The following is a 13,736-nucleotide window of genomic DNA, read 5'->3' as shown; positions in this document are numbered from 1 at the left end:
TCAGGTCTGTCGGTGCATCACACGCGTGCGCCGGGTGCCTGCACTTCGATGAACAGCGCATCGAGAATCAACGCTTCGAGAATCAGCTCTTCGAAAAATTGGACACGAACTGCTGGATCAACTCTTCCAGCACCAGTGCAGACTGGGTATCGCGAATGGTATCGCCGTCCTCCAGCACGTCCGGGTCTCCCCCGGTGCTCAGGCCGATGTACTGCTCGCCCAGCAGGCCGGACGTCAGGATGGCGGCGGTGGTGTCCTTGCTCAGCTTGCCACGCAGGCTGCTGTCGAGCTTCATCGTGACACGGGCATCAAACCACTTCGGGTCCAGCTCGATCTTCTCGACGCTGCCGACGGCAACACCTGCCATCGTGACCTTTGACCGCGCCTTGAGGCTTCCGATCCCTGAGAAGTTGGCATTGAGCACGAAGGTGTCATCGGCCTGCTGGAACGTGACGCCGCTGACACGCAGCCCCAGGAAGACCATTCCCAGGAAACCAGCGAGTATGAACAGGCCCACGCCGAACTCGAGCATGCGGGTACGTTTCATCAAATCTCTCCGAACATGACGGCCGTGAGGACAAAGTCGAGTCCCAGCACCGCCAAAGATGAATAAACCACGGTACGTGTGGTGGCGCGCGAAATGCCTTCCGAGGTCGGGATCAGGTCATAGCCCTGGAAGACGGCGATCCAGCTGACCACCAGCCCGAAGACCAGTGACTTGATGACGCCGTTCATGACATCACCGATGAAATCGACGTTCGACTGCATGCTGCTCCAGTAGGCGCCCTCGTAGATGCCCAGCCAGTCGACCCCCACCAGCTTGCCGCCCCAGATGCCGACGACACTGAAGCCGATGGTCAGCAGCGGCAGCGAGACGAAACCGGCCCACAGACGCGGCGCGACGATGCGCTTGAGCGGATCGACACCGATCATCTCCATGCTGGTCAACTGCTCGGTGGCCTTCATCAGGCCGATCTCCGCCGTCAGCGCCGATCCCGCGCGCCCGGCAAACAGCAAGGCCGCGACCACAGGCGCCAGCTCGCGCAGCAGTGACAGCGACACCATCTGCCCCAGCGCCTCCTCGGCGCCGAAACCGACCAGGATGGTGTAGCCCTGCAGCGCCAGCACCATGCCGATGAACAGCCCCGAGACCAGCACGATGGCCAGCGACAGCACACCGACGAAGTGCATCTGTCGCACCCACAGGCCGATGCCCTCACGGGACGGGATGCCGATACCGGCCTGTACCAGCAGCATGCCGGCACGCCCGATGGCCGCGATCACGTCGATGCTGCTGCGGCCCAGTGACGTGATGGCCCCGAGCGGGCCACGATTCAGACCACTCATGACTCTCTCCTGCGGGTTGCCGACTCGCGACCATCGAGAATGTCGCCGGCGAAGTCCGGGGCGGGGTAATGGAAGGGCACCGGGCCATCCGGCTTGCCGTGGATGAACTGGGCCACACGCGGGTCCGACTCGGCGTTCAGCGCCTCGGGGGTGCCCTGCGCCATCACCTTGCCATCGGCGATCACATAGACGTAATCGGCGATGGTCAGCGTTTCCTTGATGTCGTGCGAGACCACCAGCGCCGTCATGCCCAGCGCATCGTTGAGGCGCCGGATCAGATTGACCAGCACGCCCATCGAGATGGGGTCCTGCCCGGCAAAGGGCTCGTCGTACATGATGAGGTCCGGGTCCAGCGCGATGGCTCGCGCCAGTGCCACACGCCGCGTCATGCCGCCGGAGAGTTCGGCCGGCATCAATTCACGCGCGCCGCGCAGCCCGACGGACTCGAGCTTGATCAGCACGATGTCACGAATCATCGCATCGGGGAGATCGGTGTGGACGCGCAGCGGGAAGGCGACGTTCTCGAACACGCTCAGGTCGGAGAACAGGGCACCGCTCTGAAACAGCATGCCCATGCGACGGCGCATGCGAAACAGCTCGCGCCGCGACAGGCCATGCACGTGCAAGCCGGCGATCTCGACGCGCCCCGCCGAGGGCGTCAACTGGCCGCCGATCAACTTGAGCAGTGTCGTCTTGCCGGTACCGGAAGGCCCCATGATGGCGGTTATCTTGCCGCGCGGGATCTTGAGGTCGATGCCGGAGAATATCTCGCGTTCTCCACGGGTGAACCGCAGGCCTTCGACACGAATCAAAGCGTCATCGAGATTGATCTCGCCTGCCGCGCCGCGTGAAGAAGCCTGCGCATCCTGGCCGTCCGCACCCGTCCGGGTTGCGGTCTGACCGGGCAAATCAGTCATAGAAGCATCCGCTGTGAGGGACCTTCGCCGTGACGAGCCACACGCAGTCGGCTCGCGAACAGGTCGAATGTCCGAGTCATGGGATCCAAGGATCAAGTTAGTTAGCGAACATCGTATCCGAACCCACCCCTGTGCCGCCAGTCTCATCAAGGCAACAGAGCCGTGCCGCGGGTGGTGATGCGCACAACAATGCGCTCGGCAGCACGCTCGACAATGGGAACATGGCCACTGTCTTGCAAAGGATTGGGGGGATGCGTTTAATGGCGCGGTTCCCGGCGATACGCCACCGCCCTGCCCCCTGCCCCGAGAGTTCTGATGCTATATCCCATCCTTGCAGTCGTCATCGGCCTGATTGGTCTTGTCTGGAGTGCTGATCGCTTCGTCGAAGGAGCCGCGGCCACTGCGTGGCGCGCCGGGATGAGCAAACTGCTGATCGGGATGACGATCGTCTCCGTCGGCACCTCTGCCCCCGAGATCGTCGTCTCCATCATGGCCTCTCTTGATGGCACTCCGGATATCGCGACCGGCAATGCACTGGGCTCCAACATCGCCAATATCGGCCTGGTGCTCGGCGTCACGGCATTGATCGCCCCGATCCCGGTGCATTTCGGGCTGGTGCGTCGCGAGCTGCCGCTGCTGCTGGCGGCCACGGCGCTGGGCGGTTATGCGCTGTCCAACAGCGGGCTCGAGCGTCTCGATGGCATCCTGCTGCTGGCCCTGCTGGTCTTCACGCTGGTGTGGCTGTTCAAGGTCGATTCGCCGAGCGAGGCGGAAAGCCAGGATGACGTGCCCGAGATGAGCACCGGACGCGCCATCTTCTGGCTGCTGGTCGGGCTGGCGGTGCTGATCGCCAGCTCGCGTGCGCTGGTGTGGGGGGCGACCGACATCGCCCAGGCACTCGGCGTGCCGGAATTGATCATCGGCCTGACCGTGATCGCCATCGGCACCAGCCTGCCGGAACTGGCCGCCAGCGTGGCCAGCGCCCTCAAGCGCCATCACGACATCGCCATCGGCAACGTCATCGGTTCCAACCTGTTCAACATCCTCGCCGTGCTGCCCGTGCCGGGCCTGCTGGCGCCGGGTCCGGTGGATGGCAGCGCCATCAGCCGTGACTATCCGGTGATGCTGGGGCTGACGCTGCTGCTGGCCGCGCTGCTCATCTGGCAGCGCCGTGGGCGCATCGGCCGCGGTCCAGGTGTTATCCTGCTCGCCTGCTATCTGGCCTACACGGCCTGGCTTGCCATCAGCCTGACTCGCTGACGGCAGCGTCTTCATCATCGTTTGCCACGCCGCCGCGCGGGATGACACGTCCTTTTCGCGCGGTTTGAGCCCTGGCCAACCACAGGCAACAATTCGATCATGACCGAGCCTTCCAGCACCCCGCACGCCACCACGCCTGGCACTTCTGCTTCAACTCAGTCTGCCGCCAGCCAGTCCGCCGCCGATGAGACTCCGGCCAGCCAGGCGGATTTTCGCGCCAGCGCCCGCCGCACCTTCGCCATTGAAGAAGCGGCCATCGCCGCGCTCGAAAGCCATCTCGATGACGACTTCGACCGCGCCTGTCAGCTGATGCTGGCGACCAAGGGCCGCGTCATCGTGACCGGCATGGGCAAATCCGGCCATGTCGCCAGCAAGATCGCCGCCACCCTGGCCAGCACCGGCACGCCGGCCTTCTTCGTCCACCCCGGTGAAGCCAGCCATGGCGACCTGGGCATGATCACGCCGGCCGATGTGGTACTGGCGCTGTCCAATTCCGGAGAGACCGCCGAAGTCACGGCGCTGCTGCCGCTCTTGAAGCGCATGGGCACCCCGCTGGTCTCGATGACCGGCAAACCCGGCTCGACCCTGGCGCGTGACGCCGAGGCGCATCTGGACACCAGCGTCGCCCAGGAAGCCTGCCCGCTGAATCTGGCACCCACCGCCTCGACCACCGCTGCGCTGGTGATGGGTGATGCCCTGGCGGTGGCACTGCTGGAGGCCCGCGGCTTCACTGCCGAGGAGTTCGCGCTTTCCCACCCGGGTGGCAGCCTGGGCCGACGCCTGCTGCTGCGGGTTCAGGACGTGATGCACCATGGCGACGCCCTGCCGCGCGTGGCGCTCGGCAGCCCGCTGCGCGATGCGCTGCTCGAGATCACGCGCCAGGGCATGGGCTTCACCTGCGTGATCGATGATGACGACCACCTGGTCGGCGTCTATACCGATGGTGACCTGCGCCGCACCCTCGACCAGCACGGCGATCTGCGCGCGCTGAAGGTCGATGATGTCATGACCCGCGGCGGCAAGACCGTGCGCGCCAGCATGCTGGCCGCCGAAGCGGTGCGCATCATGGAAGAAAACCGCATCAGCGTTCTGGTAGTCTGTGACGAGGATGAGCACCCCATCGGAGCCATCCATATGCACGGCCTGCTGGCCAGCGGCGTGATCTGAACTCCCGCGGGCGTTCGCTGTCTCTGTTCGACGGCAGATCGTCCCGGCAAGACGCCACCGCTCAACGCCCATCAGCGCCGTTCACAGGACAGCGTCAAGCATGCACGGAGTGCGAGGAGAAAGACCATGAGCGACACGAATTCCCTGAGCGAAGAATATCCGCAGGACATCATCGACCGCGCACGCCGCGTGCGTCTGCTGGCGCTGGATGTCGATGGCGTGCTCACCGACAACCGCCTGCACTACGATGCCAACGGTGTCGAGACCAAGTCCTTCCATGTCCAGGATGGCCATGGCCTCAAGCTGGTGCTGCGCAGTGGCGTTCGCGTCGCGCTGATCACCGGCCGCAGCTCGCCGATGGTCGAGCGTCGCGCCAAGGAACTGGGCATTCAGGATGTCATCCAGGGCCGTGAAGACAAGCTGGTCGCGTTGACCGACCTGTGCCGCGAGCACGGGATCGAGCTGGAAGAAGTCGCCTATTGTGGCGATGACCTGCCGGACCGCGAGGCCATTCGTCGTGTCGGTCTCGGCGTCAGCGTGCCCAACGCCATGGCCTACGTGATGAGCGAGGCCAACTGGGTCACCTCACGCCAGGGCGGCGATGGCGCCGTGCGCGAGCTCTGTGATCTGCTGCTCAAGGCCCAGGGCCACTGGGCCTCGGTGCTGGATACCTACCTGCAGGAGTCGCGTCCCTGATGTTACGTCTGCCCCGCCCTTCTCCGCGTCTCTGGCTGATGCTGCTGTTGCTGCTCGTCGGTGGCGTGCTGGCGCTGATCGAGCAGCGCAACAGCCTGGAATCGACCGTCAATGTCGAGGTCGACAGCAGTGAGCCGGATTACTATCTCGACGGGGCAGACATGACACGCTTCGATGCGCGCGGCGTGGCGATCCAGTCCATGACCTCGCCGCATATCGAGCACACGCCAGGCGATGACGTGACCCGGGCGCAGACCCCGAAGATTCGCACCAACGACAGTGAAGACCGCCGCTGGTATGCCACGGGTGACAATGGCGTGTTGAGCGCCGGCGGCGACACCTTCACCCTCGAGGGCAATGCCAGACTGCGCCAGCCCGATGACCGCTGGACCCTCGATACCGATGTCCTGCACTACAGCCGTGATCAGAATCGCGCCTGGAGTGACGTGCCGGTCGTGATCACCCAGAATGGCCAGCATGTCGAAAGTGACAGCTTCAGCGCCGACCTCTCCCAGGACTCCGCCGTGCTGCAGGGCCGCGTTCGCAGCGTCCTGCAACCCGGCACGGGCCAGAGCGAGGCCAGCAAGGAAGCCGAGCGCATCGATTCGGGCACCGACAGCACCACCCCCGATGATGGGCGCGTCAACAGCACCTTCGAGGCAGCGCCTGCCAGCGGTGAATGAACCCGCCGGGCTGGCCGTCAAGCCATGACCCGCGCCGCAACACCTTCTTCTCTGCCGCTCGATGGCATCATTGCTCGGGCGGCGACCCCGTCATGCCAAGGAGCCACCATGACTTCCACGACTCGCAAGCCCTTGACGGCCTGTCGCCAGACCCTCAACAGCGGTGTCATGGCGCTCTGCCTGGCACTGGGCATGTCCACCTTCGCCCCGGCCGCCATGGCGCTGGACAGCGATGCCAGCCAGCCGATCAACATCGCCGCAGACGCTCTGTCGCTCGATGACAAGGCCGGTACCGCCACCTACACCGGCCAGGTGGAAATGCGCCAGGGCAGCATGAAACTCGATGCCAGCCGCGTTGATATCAGCCGCGCCGGCAGCGGCGAGATCTCGCTGGTCAAGGCCACCGGCAAGCGTGCCTACCTGGAACAGCAGCCCGCGCCCGACGAGAAACTGGTCAAGGGCTGGGCCGACACCATCCGCTACCATGCACTGGAGCGCCGCGTGGAGCTGGTCGGCAACGCGCGTCTCGAGAAAGGCGATGACACCTTCGAAGGCGGCTACGTGGAGTACTTCCTCGACAAGCGCCAGGTGAACGCCAACAACAGCAAGACGGCACAGCAGACCGAAGGCGGTCGCGTGCACATGACTCTGACGCCGCGCGGCGCCAATGCCAGCAAGGAAAACTGAGTCATGACTGCTGCTACTCCGCGTACGCTGAGCGCTCGCCATCTGGCCAAGGCCTACAAGGGCCGCAAGGTGGTCAAGGACATCTCGCTGGAGATCCGCCAGGGCGACATCGTCGGCCTGCTGGGCCCCAACGGCGCCGGCAAGACGACCTCGTTCTACATGATCGTCGGGCTGGTGCGCGCCGATGCCGGCAACGTCTCCATCGATGACAAGGACCTCTCCGCTGCCGCCATGCATCAGCGTGCACGCGCCGGCATCGGCTATCTGCCGCAGGAGGCGTCGATCTTCCGCAAGCTGTCGGTGGCCGACAACATCATGGCGATTCTGGAGACCCGCAAGGACCTGGATCGCAATGGCCGCAAGGCACGCCTTGAAGAGTTGCTCGAGGAATTCAGCATCACGCACATCCGCGCCAGTGCCGGCATGAGCCTGTCCGGTGGTGAGCGTCGTCGGGTCGAGATCGCCCGTGCACTGGCCACCGAGCCGGACTTCGTGCTGCTTGATGAGCCCTTCGCCGGCGTCGATCCCATCTCGGTGGGCGAGATCAAGAGCATCGTGCGCCAACTGCGCGATCGTGGCATCGGCGTGCTGATCACCGACCACAACGTGCGCGAGACGCTCGATATCTGTGACACCGCCTATATCGTCGGCGATGGCCAGATCATCGCCCACGGTGATGCGGACTCCATCCTGGCCAACCAGCAGGTGCGCGACGTCTACCTGGGCCACGAGTTCACGCTCTAGGGTCAGGGGATGCGCTGAGTCCTCGCGAGGCGAAAGCTTCGAAAGCCGCTGCGTGATTTTATCGCGTAGCGGCTTTTTCATGTCTGACATCAGACGCATGCATGACGTCCATACCACCTTGGTGGAAACATGGCATGCAAGTTGCTTGAATATTCGCGGCAACCACTTGTCAGTGCCCCGAGTCACGGTATAGCGTAGTAAGCACGTTCCTTTGCCGTGAATTGACTGACTCCATGAAACCCACCCTGCAACTCCGCCTCGGCACCTCGCTGACCATGACGCCGCAGCTCCAGCAAGCGATCCAGCTGCTGCAGCTGTCGACGCTCGACCTGCGTCAGGAGATTCAGCAAGCCCTCGAGTCCAACCCCATGTTGGAGCTCGACGAGGACTACGAGTCGCTGGATGTCGTCGAGACACAGGATTCGAGCGAGATCTCCACTGCCGACTCCTCGAGCGAGATTCCCGAGGAATACCCCCTCGACAGTGACTGGTCGGACCTCTACCAGGACCACGCCGGTAGCCTGACCAGCTCCGGCAGTGGCAGCGGGAGCGAAGAAGGGCCGGACTTCGATCGCAATACCAGCGTCGAGAGCCTGCAGGACCACCTGCGCTGGCAGCTGGCGATGACCGACCTCGATGGCCGTGAACGCCAGATGGCGGAGAGCCTGATCGATGCCGTCGACGGCGCCGGCTATCTGAGCCTGTCTCTCGATGAGCTGGTCGATGGCCTGCGTGGCCAGGGCCTGCCCGGCCTCAAGGCCTCCGAGCTCGAGCAGGTATTGCTGCGTCTGCAGCAGTTCGACCCGACCGGCGTCTTCGCTCGTGATCTGCGCGAATGCCTGCTGCTGCAACTGGCGCTGCTGCCGGATGATCTGCCGCTGCTGGCGCAGGCGCGCCGCCTGGTACGTCAATTCCTCGAGGCACTGGGCAACGATGACCGCAAGCTGCTCAAGCGGCGCCTGAGCCTTGACGATGACGAGCTGGATCACGTCATTCGCCTGGTGCGCGCGCTCGACCCGCGTCCGGCATCCGCCTGGGGCGAGCCCGCCAGCGATTACGTGATCCCTGATCTGCTGGTGCGCCATACCCGCCACGGCTGGCAGGTCGAGCTCAACCCGGAAGCGCTGCCCAAGCTGCGCATCCAGCCGGAATACGCCGCGCTGATCAAGCGTGCCGACAAGTCCGCCGACAACACCTTCCTCAAGGACAACCTGCAGGAAGCGCGCTGGCTGATGAAGAGCCTGTCATCGCGCAATGACACCCTGCTCAAGGTCGGCCGCGAGATCATGGCGCGTCAGATCGACTTCCTCGAGCAAGGCGAGGAAGGCATGAAGCCGCTGATTCTGGCCAACATCGCCGAAGTGGTCGAGATGCACGAATCGACCATCTCGCGGGTCACGACCCAGAAGTACATCCACACCCCGCGCGGCGTCTTCGAGCTCAAGTTCTTCTTCTCGAGCCAGGTCGGTGGCAGCGGCAGTGGCGACGCCCACTCAAGCACCGCCATTCGTGCCCGCATCCGCAAGCTGATCGCGGAAGAGCCGGCCCGCAAGCCTCTCTCCGACTCGCGGCTAGTCGATCTGCTCGCCAGCGATGGCATCGAGGTCGCACGCCGCACCGTGGCCAAGTATCGCGAAGCGATGGGCATCCCCTCCTCCAGCGAGCGCAAGCGTCTGGCCTGACGCGTCATCTGCGGCTGCCATGCCCTGCTTTCACCTCCACAATGGCAGCCGCCGCCAACCTCAAGCCCTGGATTTTCCGCTCATCAGCCTCTGACTTCGCGGACAGCGGTGCGCCTGTCGCGCGCTCTGTCATCCCGTCAACCGCTCGTCAATTACCCGTCATGGCCCATGACGGCGCGCAGGATGACGGCAAAAAACCGCCATTCCGCCAGCGTCATTCACCGTCAATCGCATGTTTTTAAAGTCACTTTTGCGCGTATTGCACCTGGATGACACCCGGACAACCTCCCAAAACGCCGCTTGCTCCACGCAATCGAAGCGCCTGAAAGGCGACGTACATGCAGGGATTGGCGACGAAAACCCGCCTTCTTGCGCGTCTTTCACGCACCACCCACCAGACGTGCCCTTGAAGTCCACTCCGTTACCCCTCACTGAGTTGAAGACAAGCACTGAGCCACGATGCAGCGCAGCGTTGATCTTTGCGCAAAGCTTGGGCATTGTCGGTACAGACGCTCACGACATCTGACGCCACTGGCAAGGGTGCGAAAACATCGCCAGACGGTGGCCGTCAAGCCTGTTGCAGAGCGTCCGATCAGGGTTTGCTCGTAGTCAAAAAGGGTTACAATTGAATGGCAACCCGCTGGATAAAGGAGCGTGTCCATGCAAGTGAATATCACCGGGCATCATGTGGAACTTACCGATCCTCTCCGCGATTACGTCAACGAGAAGCTCGCTCGCCTCGAACGGCATTACGACAACATCACCAATGTTCAGGTGACACTGTCGATCGAGAAGGAGCGCCAGCAGGCTGCCTGCACCTTGCACGCGGCAGGCGCTGACCTCCACGCCCTGGCAGAAGACCCCAACATGTACGCTGCCATCGACGCGCTCGCCGACAAGCTGGATCGCCAGCTGGTCAAACACAAGGAAAAGTCCCAGGCTCGCTCTCAGGGCACCGGGACCCGTTGACCTTCAGCCATGACACTTGATCAGATCCTTCCCCCCGAGCGCACGCTGTACGGTGTCCCCGGGGGGAGCAAGAAGCGGGTGCTTGAATTCTTCAGCACCTTCATCGCACAGAACATTCCCAGCCTGGATAGCCAGGAAGTCTTCTCGCGCCTGATCGGGCGCGAGAGACTGGGGTCGACCGGCATTGGCCACGGTGTGGCCGTGCCCCATGCACGCAGCCCGCATTGCAAGACGCCAATCGCTGCGTTTCTGAAGCTCGGTGAACCCATCGACTTCGATGCCATCGACGGAGAACCCATCGATCTGCTGTTCGTGCTGCTGGTGCCTGAGGAAGCGGATGAGACCCATCTGACGCTGCTCGGGCAGGTCGCGGAATTGCTCAATTCCCCGGCCAATCGCTCGGCCCTGCGCCAGGCAGACAGCCAGCGTGCACTCTTTGAGGCATTGACCCAAGCCATCGCCGAATTACCGGCGCGCTGAATGACAGGCCCGGACATCGTCCGGGCTTTCGTCTTGCTGGCCTCCCATCGGCTGACGTACAGCGCACTGATAGCGGGCAGCCTTCTGCCCCACCCCTGCATTCTTTCGACGTTGACCTCGCCCTTGGAGAGCACTTCATGAAGATCGTGATCATCAGCGGCCGCTCCGGCTCCGGGAAATCCATCGCTCTCCAGGCGCTGGAAGACATTGGCTACTACGCCATCGACAATCTGCCCGGCATGCTGCTGGCGCCACTGGTCGATCAGCTCGAAAAGGACAGCCCGGCGCGCCGGCGCATCGCGGTCTCCATCGATGCCCGCAACCTGCCGGAAGCCTTGACCCGCTTCCCCGAATTGCTCGACAACGTCCGCCAGAGCGGCATGGACGTGCAGGTCGTCTACCTGACCACCGATTCGCGAGTGCTGCTGGAACGCTACTCGGCGACCCGTCGTCGTCACCCTCTGACGCGCGACAACGACCACACCCTGGCCGAGGCCATCGAGATCGAGCAGAAGACGCTCGCTCCCATTCGCCAGAAGGCCGATCTGGTCATCGACTCGACCAACCTGAGCGTGCACGACCTGCGCTCGCGCATCACCGAGCAGGTCGCCCAGCACAGCTCCCGCCACCTGACGCTGACCTTTGAATCCTTCGGCTTCAAGCATGGCGTGCCGACCGACGCCGACATGGTGTTCGATGCCCGCTGCCTGCCCAACCCGTACTGGGACATCAATCTGCGCGGCGATACCGGTCGCGATGACAGCGTGGCCGAATTCCTGCAGCGCTACCCCACCGTCCAGGCGATGCATGACGATATCGCCGGCTGGCTGGAACGCTGGCTGCCCGCCTATCAGGACAGCAACCGCAGCTACCTGACGGTGTCCGTGGGCTGCACCGGCGGCCAGCATCGCAGCGTCTACCTGTGCGAGCAGCTGGCGAGCTACTTTGCCGAGCGTCTGCCTGAGGTGCGCCTGCGTCACCGCGAGCTGGGCATTCATACCGCGCTGAGCAACGCGGGTGAGGAGAGTGATCAGCAAGAACATCAGCAGGAGCATCGCGATGGCCTCTCGTGAGCTGACGCTGACCAACCGCCGCGGGCTGCATGCTCGCGCAGCCACCAAGCTGGTCAATTGCTGTGCGCCCTATTGCGCGACGGTGATGGTCAGTCATGGCGAGCGACGCGCCAATGCGGCCAATGTGATGGCATTGCTGATGCTGGCCGCGCCCTGCGGCACCACGTTGCTGATCGATGTCGAGGGCGAACAGGCCGATGAGGCGATGCTGGCCATCGAGGCGCTGTTCGAGGCGCGTTTCGAGGAAGACGAATAACCGCCACTGACAGCGCTGTGGATCAGGGCTGTGAGTCGCGGCCCGTTCATCTGGCTCTCGCCTCCCTGCCCCTCTCGCCCTTTGCGCGCAGCCTTCCTTTCGGTCAGATCCCTTTTCGGCCAGCCCCTCTGGTAGCTCCCTTGGGCAGCTCCATCACTGCTCGCGCGGGATTTCGCGCCTGTCTTTGCGCCTACCCTTATACCTAGCCCTGCACCTATCCCAGCACCTATCCTTGCGCCTGGCAGCCATGCAACGCTGCTTTTGTGCCAGTGGCGGGACGCGGATTGTCCTTTCGATAAGAAACACTGTTTTCTTTTGTCGACGCGCCCCCCTACGCCAATGGTAGAATCAGCGCTGTCCTTCATGTCGACAGGGGAAGCCGACAGATGAGCAAGACGTCTCGTAAACTCAAGCCAAGACTTGATCGCCTGTCACAGGCGCTGGAAAGCGGCGAGCTGGAACAGGCAAGACGCATGCTCAATCGCGGCCTCGCGCCGGTGGACGTGGCCCACCTGCTGGAATCCTCGCCCCCCAAGGAGCGTAATCTGCTCTGGGAGCTGGTCGATGCCGAGCTGCAGGGCGATGTCCTTCAATACCTTGGCGAAGACATCCAGACCGACTTCCTCAAGGACATGGACGCCGTCGACGTTCTCGCCGCCACCGAGAACCTGGAACCGGATGATGTCGCCGACATTCTGCAGCGCCTGCCGAATGCGGTGATTCTCGAAGTGCTCGACTCCATGGAGGCGCAGGAGCGCCTGCGCGTCGAAACGGTACTGTCCTTCCCGGAGGACACCGCCGGCGGCCTGATGAACACGGACACCATCACCATCCGTCCGGACATCACCCTGGACGTGGTGCTGCGCTACATTCGCCGCCACGAGCGCCTGCCCGACTCCACCGATACCCTGCTGGTCGTCTCGCGCCGCGATGAATTCATCGGTGCCCTGCCCATCAATCGCCTGCTGGTCTCTGACCCCGGCGTCACGGTGCGCGAAGTGATGGACACCGACAGCGTGGTGATTCCGGCCCTGATGCCGGAAACCGAAGTCGCCTCGCTGTTCGAGAAGCACGACCTGATCTCGGCGCCCGTGGTCGGCGGCGATGGCAACCTGCTGGGTCGCATCACCATCGATGACGTGGTCGACGTCATCCGTGGCGACGCCGAGCACCAGGTGATGTCGATGGCGGGGATGGATGAGGACGAAGACACCTTCTCTCCCGTGATGCGGACCTCGTGGCGCCGCGCCGTCTGGCTCGGCATCAACCTGCTGACCGCCTTCATGGCCTCCGCCGTGATCGGCATGTTCGAAGGCACCATCCAGAAGATCACCGCGCTGGCCGTGCTGATGCCCATCGTCGCCAGCATGGGCGGCATCGCGGGCTCTCAGGCACTCACCGTCCTGATTCGCGGTATCGCGCTGGGCCACGTCAAGAGTGGCAATGTCCGCTGGCTACTCAAGCGCGAGGTCATCGTCGCGGGGCTCAACGGCCTGTTATGGGCCGTGGTGGTGGCCGGCATCGCCATCGTGTGGTTCGGGGATATCCAGCTGGGGGCCATCATCGGCGCCGCGATCATGATCAATCTGTTGATCGCCGCCGTAACGGGCACGCTGCTGCCGGTGCTGCTCAAGAAGCTCAATATCGACCCTGCCCTCTCCGGCAGCGTGATATTGACCACCGTGACCGACGTGATCGGCTTCATGGCCTTCCTGGGGCTGGCGACCTGGCTCTATCTGTAATACGCCCGACGGGTTCCAGTGACTGCTTTTGAA

15 protein-coding genes are annotated in these 13,736 nt (G+C 63.6%); 12 read left to right on the top strand and 3 right to left on the bottom strand.

Translation table 11 applies throughout. The features are described 5' to 3' along the window. Nucleotides 1-82 precede the first annotated feature (82 nt). The 3 genes from mlaD to QD208_RS12945 are packed head-to-tail and all read right to left on the bottom strand — an operon-like array spanning nt 83 to nt 2,264. Entirely contained in the window at nt 83-547 is a 465-nt protein-coding gene (mlaD, locus tag QD208_RS12955; protein WP_043332545.1) for an outer membrane lipid asymmetry maintenance protein MlaD, read from the bottom strand. After that, nucleotides 547-1,347, bottom strand: coding sequence for a lipid asymmetry maintenance ABC transporter permease subunit MlaE (gene mlaE / locus QD208_RS12950; protein ID WP_043332547.1), 801 nt, complete (start codon nt 1,345-1,347; stop codon nt 547-549). Before mlaE ends, mlaD begins: the two co-directional genes overlap by 1 nt. Then, complete coding sequence (locus tag QD208_RS12945; RefSeq protein WP_082388135.1) at nt 1,344-2,264, bottom strand: ATP-binding cassette domain-containing protein; 921 nt, start codon at nt 2,262-2,264, stop codon at nt 1,344-1,346. The genes mlaE and QD208_RS12945 overlap by 4 nt, the downstream gene beginning before the upstream one ends. Before the next feature lie 315 nt (nt 2,265-2,579). Between QD208_RS12945 and QD208_RS12940 the strand changes: the two genes are divergently transcribed. From QD208_RS12940 to mgtE, 12 genes are all read left to right on the top strand, one after another. After that, on the top strand, nt 2,580-3,524 hold the full coding sequence (locus QD208_RS12940; protein WP_043332549.1) for a calcium/sodium antiporter: 945 nt from the start codon (nt 2,580-2,582) through the stop codon (nt 3,522-3,524). A gap of 99 nt (nt 3,525-3,623) precedes the next feature. After that, nucleotides 3,624-4,691, top strand: a complete 1,068-nt coding sequence (locus QD208_RS12935) for a KpsF/GutQ family sugar-phosphate isomerase (protein WP_082388136.1) — start codon at nt 3,624-3,626, stop codon at nt 4,689-4,691. Between the two features lie 126 nt (nt 4,692-4,817). Further along, complete coding sequence (locus tag QD208_RS12930) at nt 4,818-5,387, top strand: HAD hydrolase family protein (RefSeq protein WP_052384400.1); 570 nt, start codon at nt 4,818-4,820, stop codon at nt 5,385-5,387. Beyond that, nucleotides 5,387-6,070, top strand: coding sequence for an LPS export ABC transporter periplasmic protein LptC (gene lptC, locus QD208_RS12925; protein WP_279837033.1), 684 nt, complete (start codon nt 5,387-5,389; stop codon nt 6,068-6,070). Before QD208_RS12930 ends, lptC begins: the two co-directional genes overlap by 1 nt. A 108-nt stretch (nt 6,071-6,178) precedes the next feature. After that, entirely contained in the window at nt 6,179-6,757 is a 579-nt protein-coding gene (gene lptA, locus QD208_RS12920) for a lipopolysaccharide transport periplasmic protein LptA (protein WP_225347607.1), read from the top strand. A 3-nt stretch (nt 6,758-6,760) separates the two neighbouring features. Further along, nucleotides 6,761-7,501 carry an LPS export ABC transporter ATP-binding protein gene (lptB, locus tag QD208_RS12915; RefSeq protein ID WP_043332551.1) on the top strand — a complete coding sequence of 247 codons (741 nt, stop codon included), beginning with the start codon at nt 6,761-6,763 and terminating at the stop codon, nt 7,499-7,501. A 233-nt stretch (nt 7,502-7,734) separates the two neighbouring features. Beyond that, the gene (locus QD208_RS12910) at nt 7,735-9,183 is read left to right on the top strand and encodes an RNA polymerase factor sigma-54 (protein ID WP_054555105.1); all 1,449 of its coding nucleotides are present in this window, start codon (nt 7,735-7,737) and stop codon (nt 9,181-9,183) included. Between the two features lie 660 nt (nt 9,184-9,843). Next, nucleotides 9,844-10,152: a ribosome-associated translation inhibitor RaiA gene (gene raiA / locus QD208_RS12905; protein WP_043332555.1), complete on the top strand. Its 309-nt coding sequence runs from the start codon at nt 9,844-9,846 to the stop codon at nt 10,150-10,152. A gap of 9 nt (nt 10,153-10,161) precedes the next feature. Beyond that, nucleotides 10,162-10,632, top strand: a complete 471-nt coding sequence (locus tag QD208_RS12900) for a PTS sugar transporter subunit IIA (RefSeq protein ID WP_279837032.1) — start codon at nt 10,162-10,164, stop codon at nt 10,630-10,632. Between the two features lie 137 nt (nt 10,633-10,769). Further along, entirely contained in the window at nt 10,770-11,705 is a 936-nt protein-coding gene (gene rapZ / locus QD208_RS12895; RefSeq protein WP_279837031.1) for an RNase adapter RapZ, read from the top strand. Then, a complete protein-coding gene (locus QD208_RS12890) occupies nt 11,692-11,961 on the top strand; it encodes an HPr family phosphocarrier protein (protein WP_043332560.1) in 270 nt (89 codons plus the stop codon). The genes rapZ and QD208_RS12890 overlap by 14 nt, the downstream gene beginning before the upstream one ends. Before the next feature lie 386 nt (nt 11,962-12,347). After that, nucleotides 12,348-13,703, top strand: a complete 1,356-nt coding sequence (gene mgtE / locus QD208_RS12885) for a magnesium transporter (RefSeq protein WP_279837030.1) — start codon at nt 12,348-12,350, stop codon at nt 13,701-13,703. Nucleotides 13,704-13,736: the final 33 nt, after the last annotated feature.

Origin of the sequence: Cobetia sp. 29-18-1, assembly GCF_029846405.1 — a bacterium.
GTDB lineage: Bacteria > Pseudomonadota > Gammaproteobacteria > Pseudomonadales > Halomonadaceae > Cobetia > Cobetia amphilecti.
The sequence above is the reverse complement of the archived record's forward strand: the minus strand, read 5'-3'. Positions and strand labels throughout refer to the sequence as shown.

Bases quoted from the DNA above. Each gene is read 5' to 3' on its own strand.
- mlaD (WP_043332545.1), bottom strand. From the start codon at position 547: ATGAAACGTACCCGCATGCTCGAGTTCGGCGTGGGCCTGTTCATACTC.
- mlaE (WP_043332547.1), bottom strand. From the start codon at position 1,347: ATGAGTGGTCTGAATCGTGGCCCGCTCGGGGCCATCACGTCACTGGGC.
- QD208_RS12945 (WP_082388135.1), bottom strand. From the start codon at position 2,264: ATGACTGATTTGCCCGGTCAGACCGCAACCCGGACGGGTGCGGACGGC.
- QD208_RS12940 (WP_043332549.1), top strand. From the start codon at position 2,580: ATGCTATATCCCATCCTTGCAGTCGTCATCGGCCTGATTGGTCTTGTC.
- QD208_RS12935 (WP_082388136.1), top strand. From the start codon at position 3,624: ATGACCGAGCCTTCCAGCACCCCGCACGCCACCACGCCTGGCACTTCT.
- QD208_RS12930 (WP_052384400.1), top strand. From the start codon at position 4,818: ATGAGCGACACGAATTCCCTGAGCGAAGAATATCCGCAGGACATCATC.
- lptC (WP_279837033.1), top strand. From the start codon at position 5,387: ATGTTACGTCTGCCCCGCCCTTCTCCGCGTCTCTGGCTGATGCTGCTG.
- lptA (WP_225347607.1), top strand. From the start codon at position 6,179: ATGACTTCCACGACTCGCAAGCCCTTGACGGCCTGTCGCCAGACCCTC.
- lptB (WP_043332551.1), top strand. From the start codon at position 6,761: ATGACTGCTGCTACTCCGCGTACGCTGAGCGCTCGCCATCTGGCCAAG.
- QD208_RS12910 (WP_054555105.1), top strand. From the start codon at position 7,735: ATGAAACCCACCCTGCAACTCCGCCTCGGCACCTCGCTGACCATGACG.
- raiA (WP_043332555.1), top strand. From the start codon at position 9,844: ATGCAAGTGAATATCACCGGGCATCATGTGGAACTTACCGATCCTCTC.
- QD208_RS12900 (WP_279837032.1), top strand. From the start codon at position 10,162: ATGACACTTGATCAGATCCTTCCCCCCGAGCGCACGCTGTACGGTGTC.
- rapZ (WP_279837031.1), top strand. From the start codon at position 10,770: ATGAAGATCGTGATCATCAGCGGCCGCTCCGGCTCCGGGAAATCCATC.
- QD208_RS12890 (WP_043332560.1), top strand. From the start codon at position 11,692: ATGGCCTCTCGTGAGCTGACGCTGACCAACCGCCGCGGGCTGCATGCT.
- mgtE (WP_279837030.1), top strand. From the start codon at position 12,348: ATGAGCAAGACGTCTCGTAAACTCAAGCCAAGACTTGATCGCCTGTCA.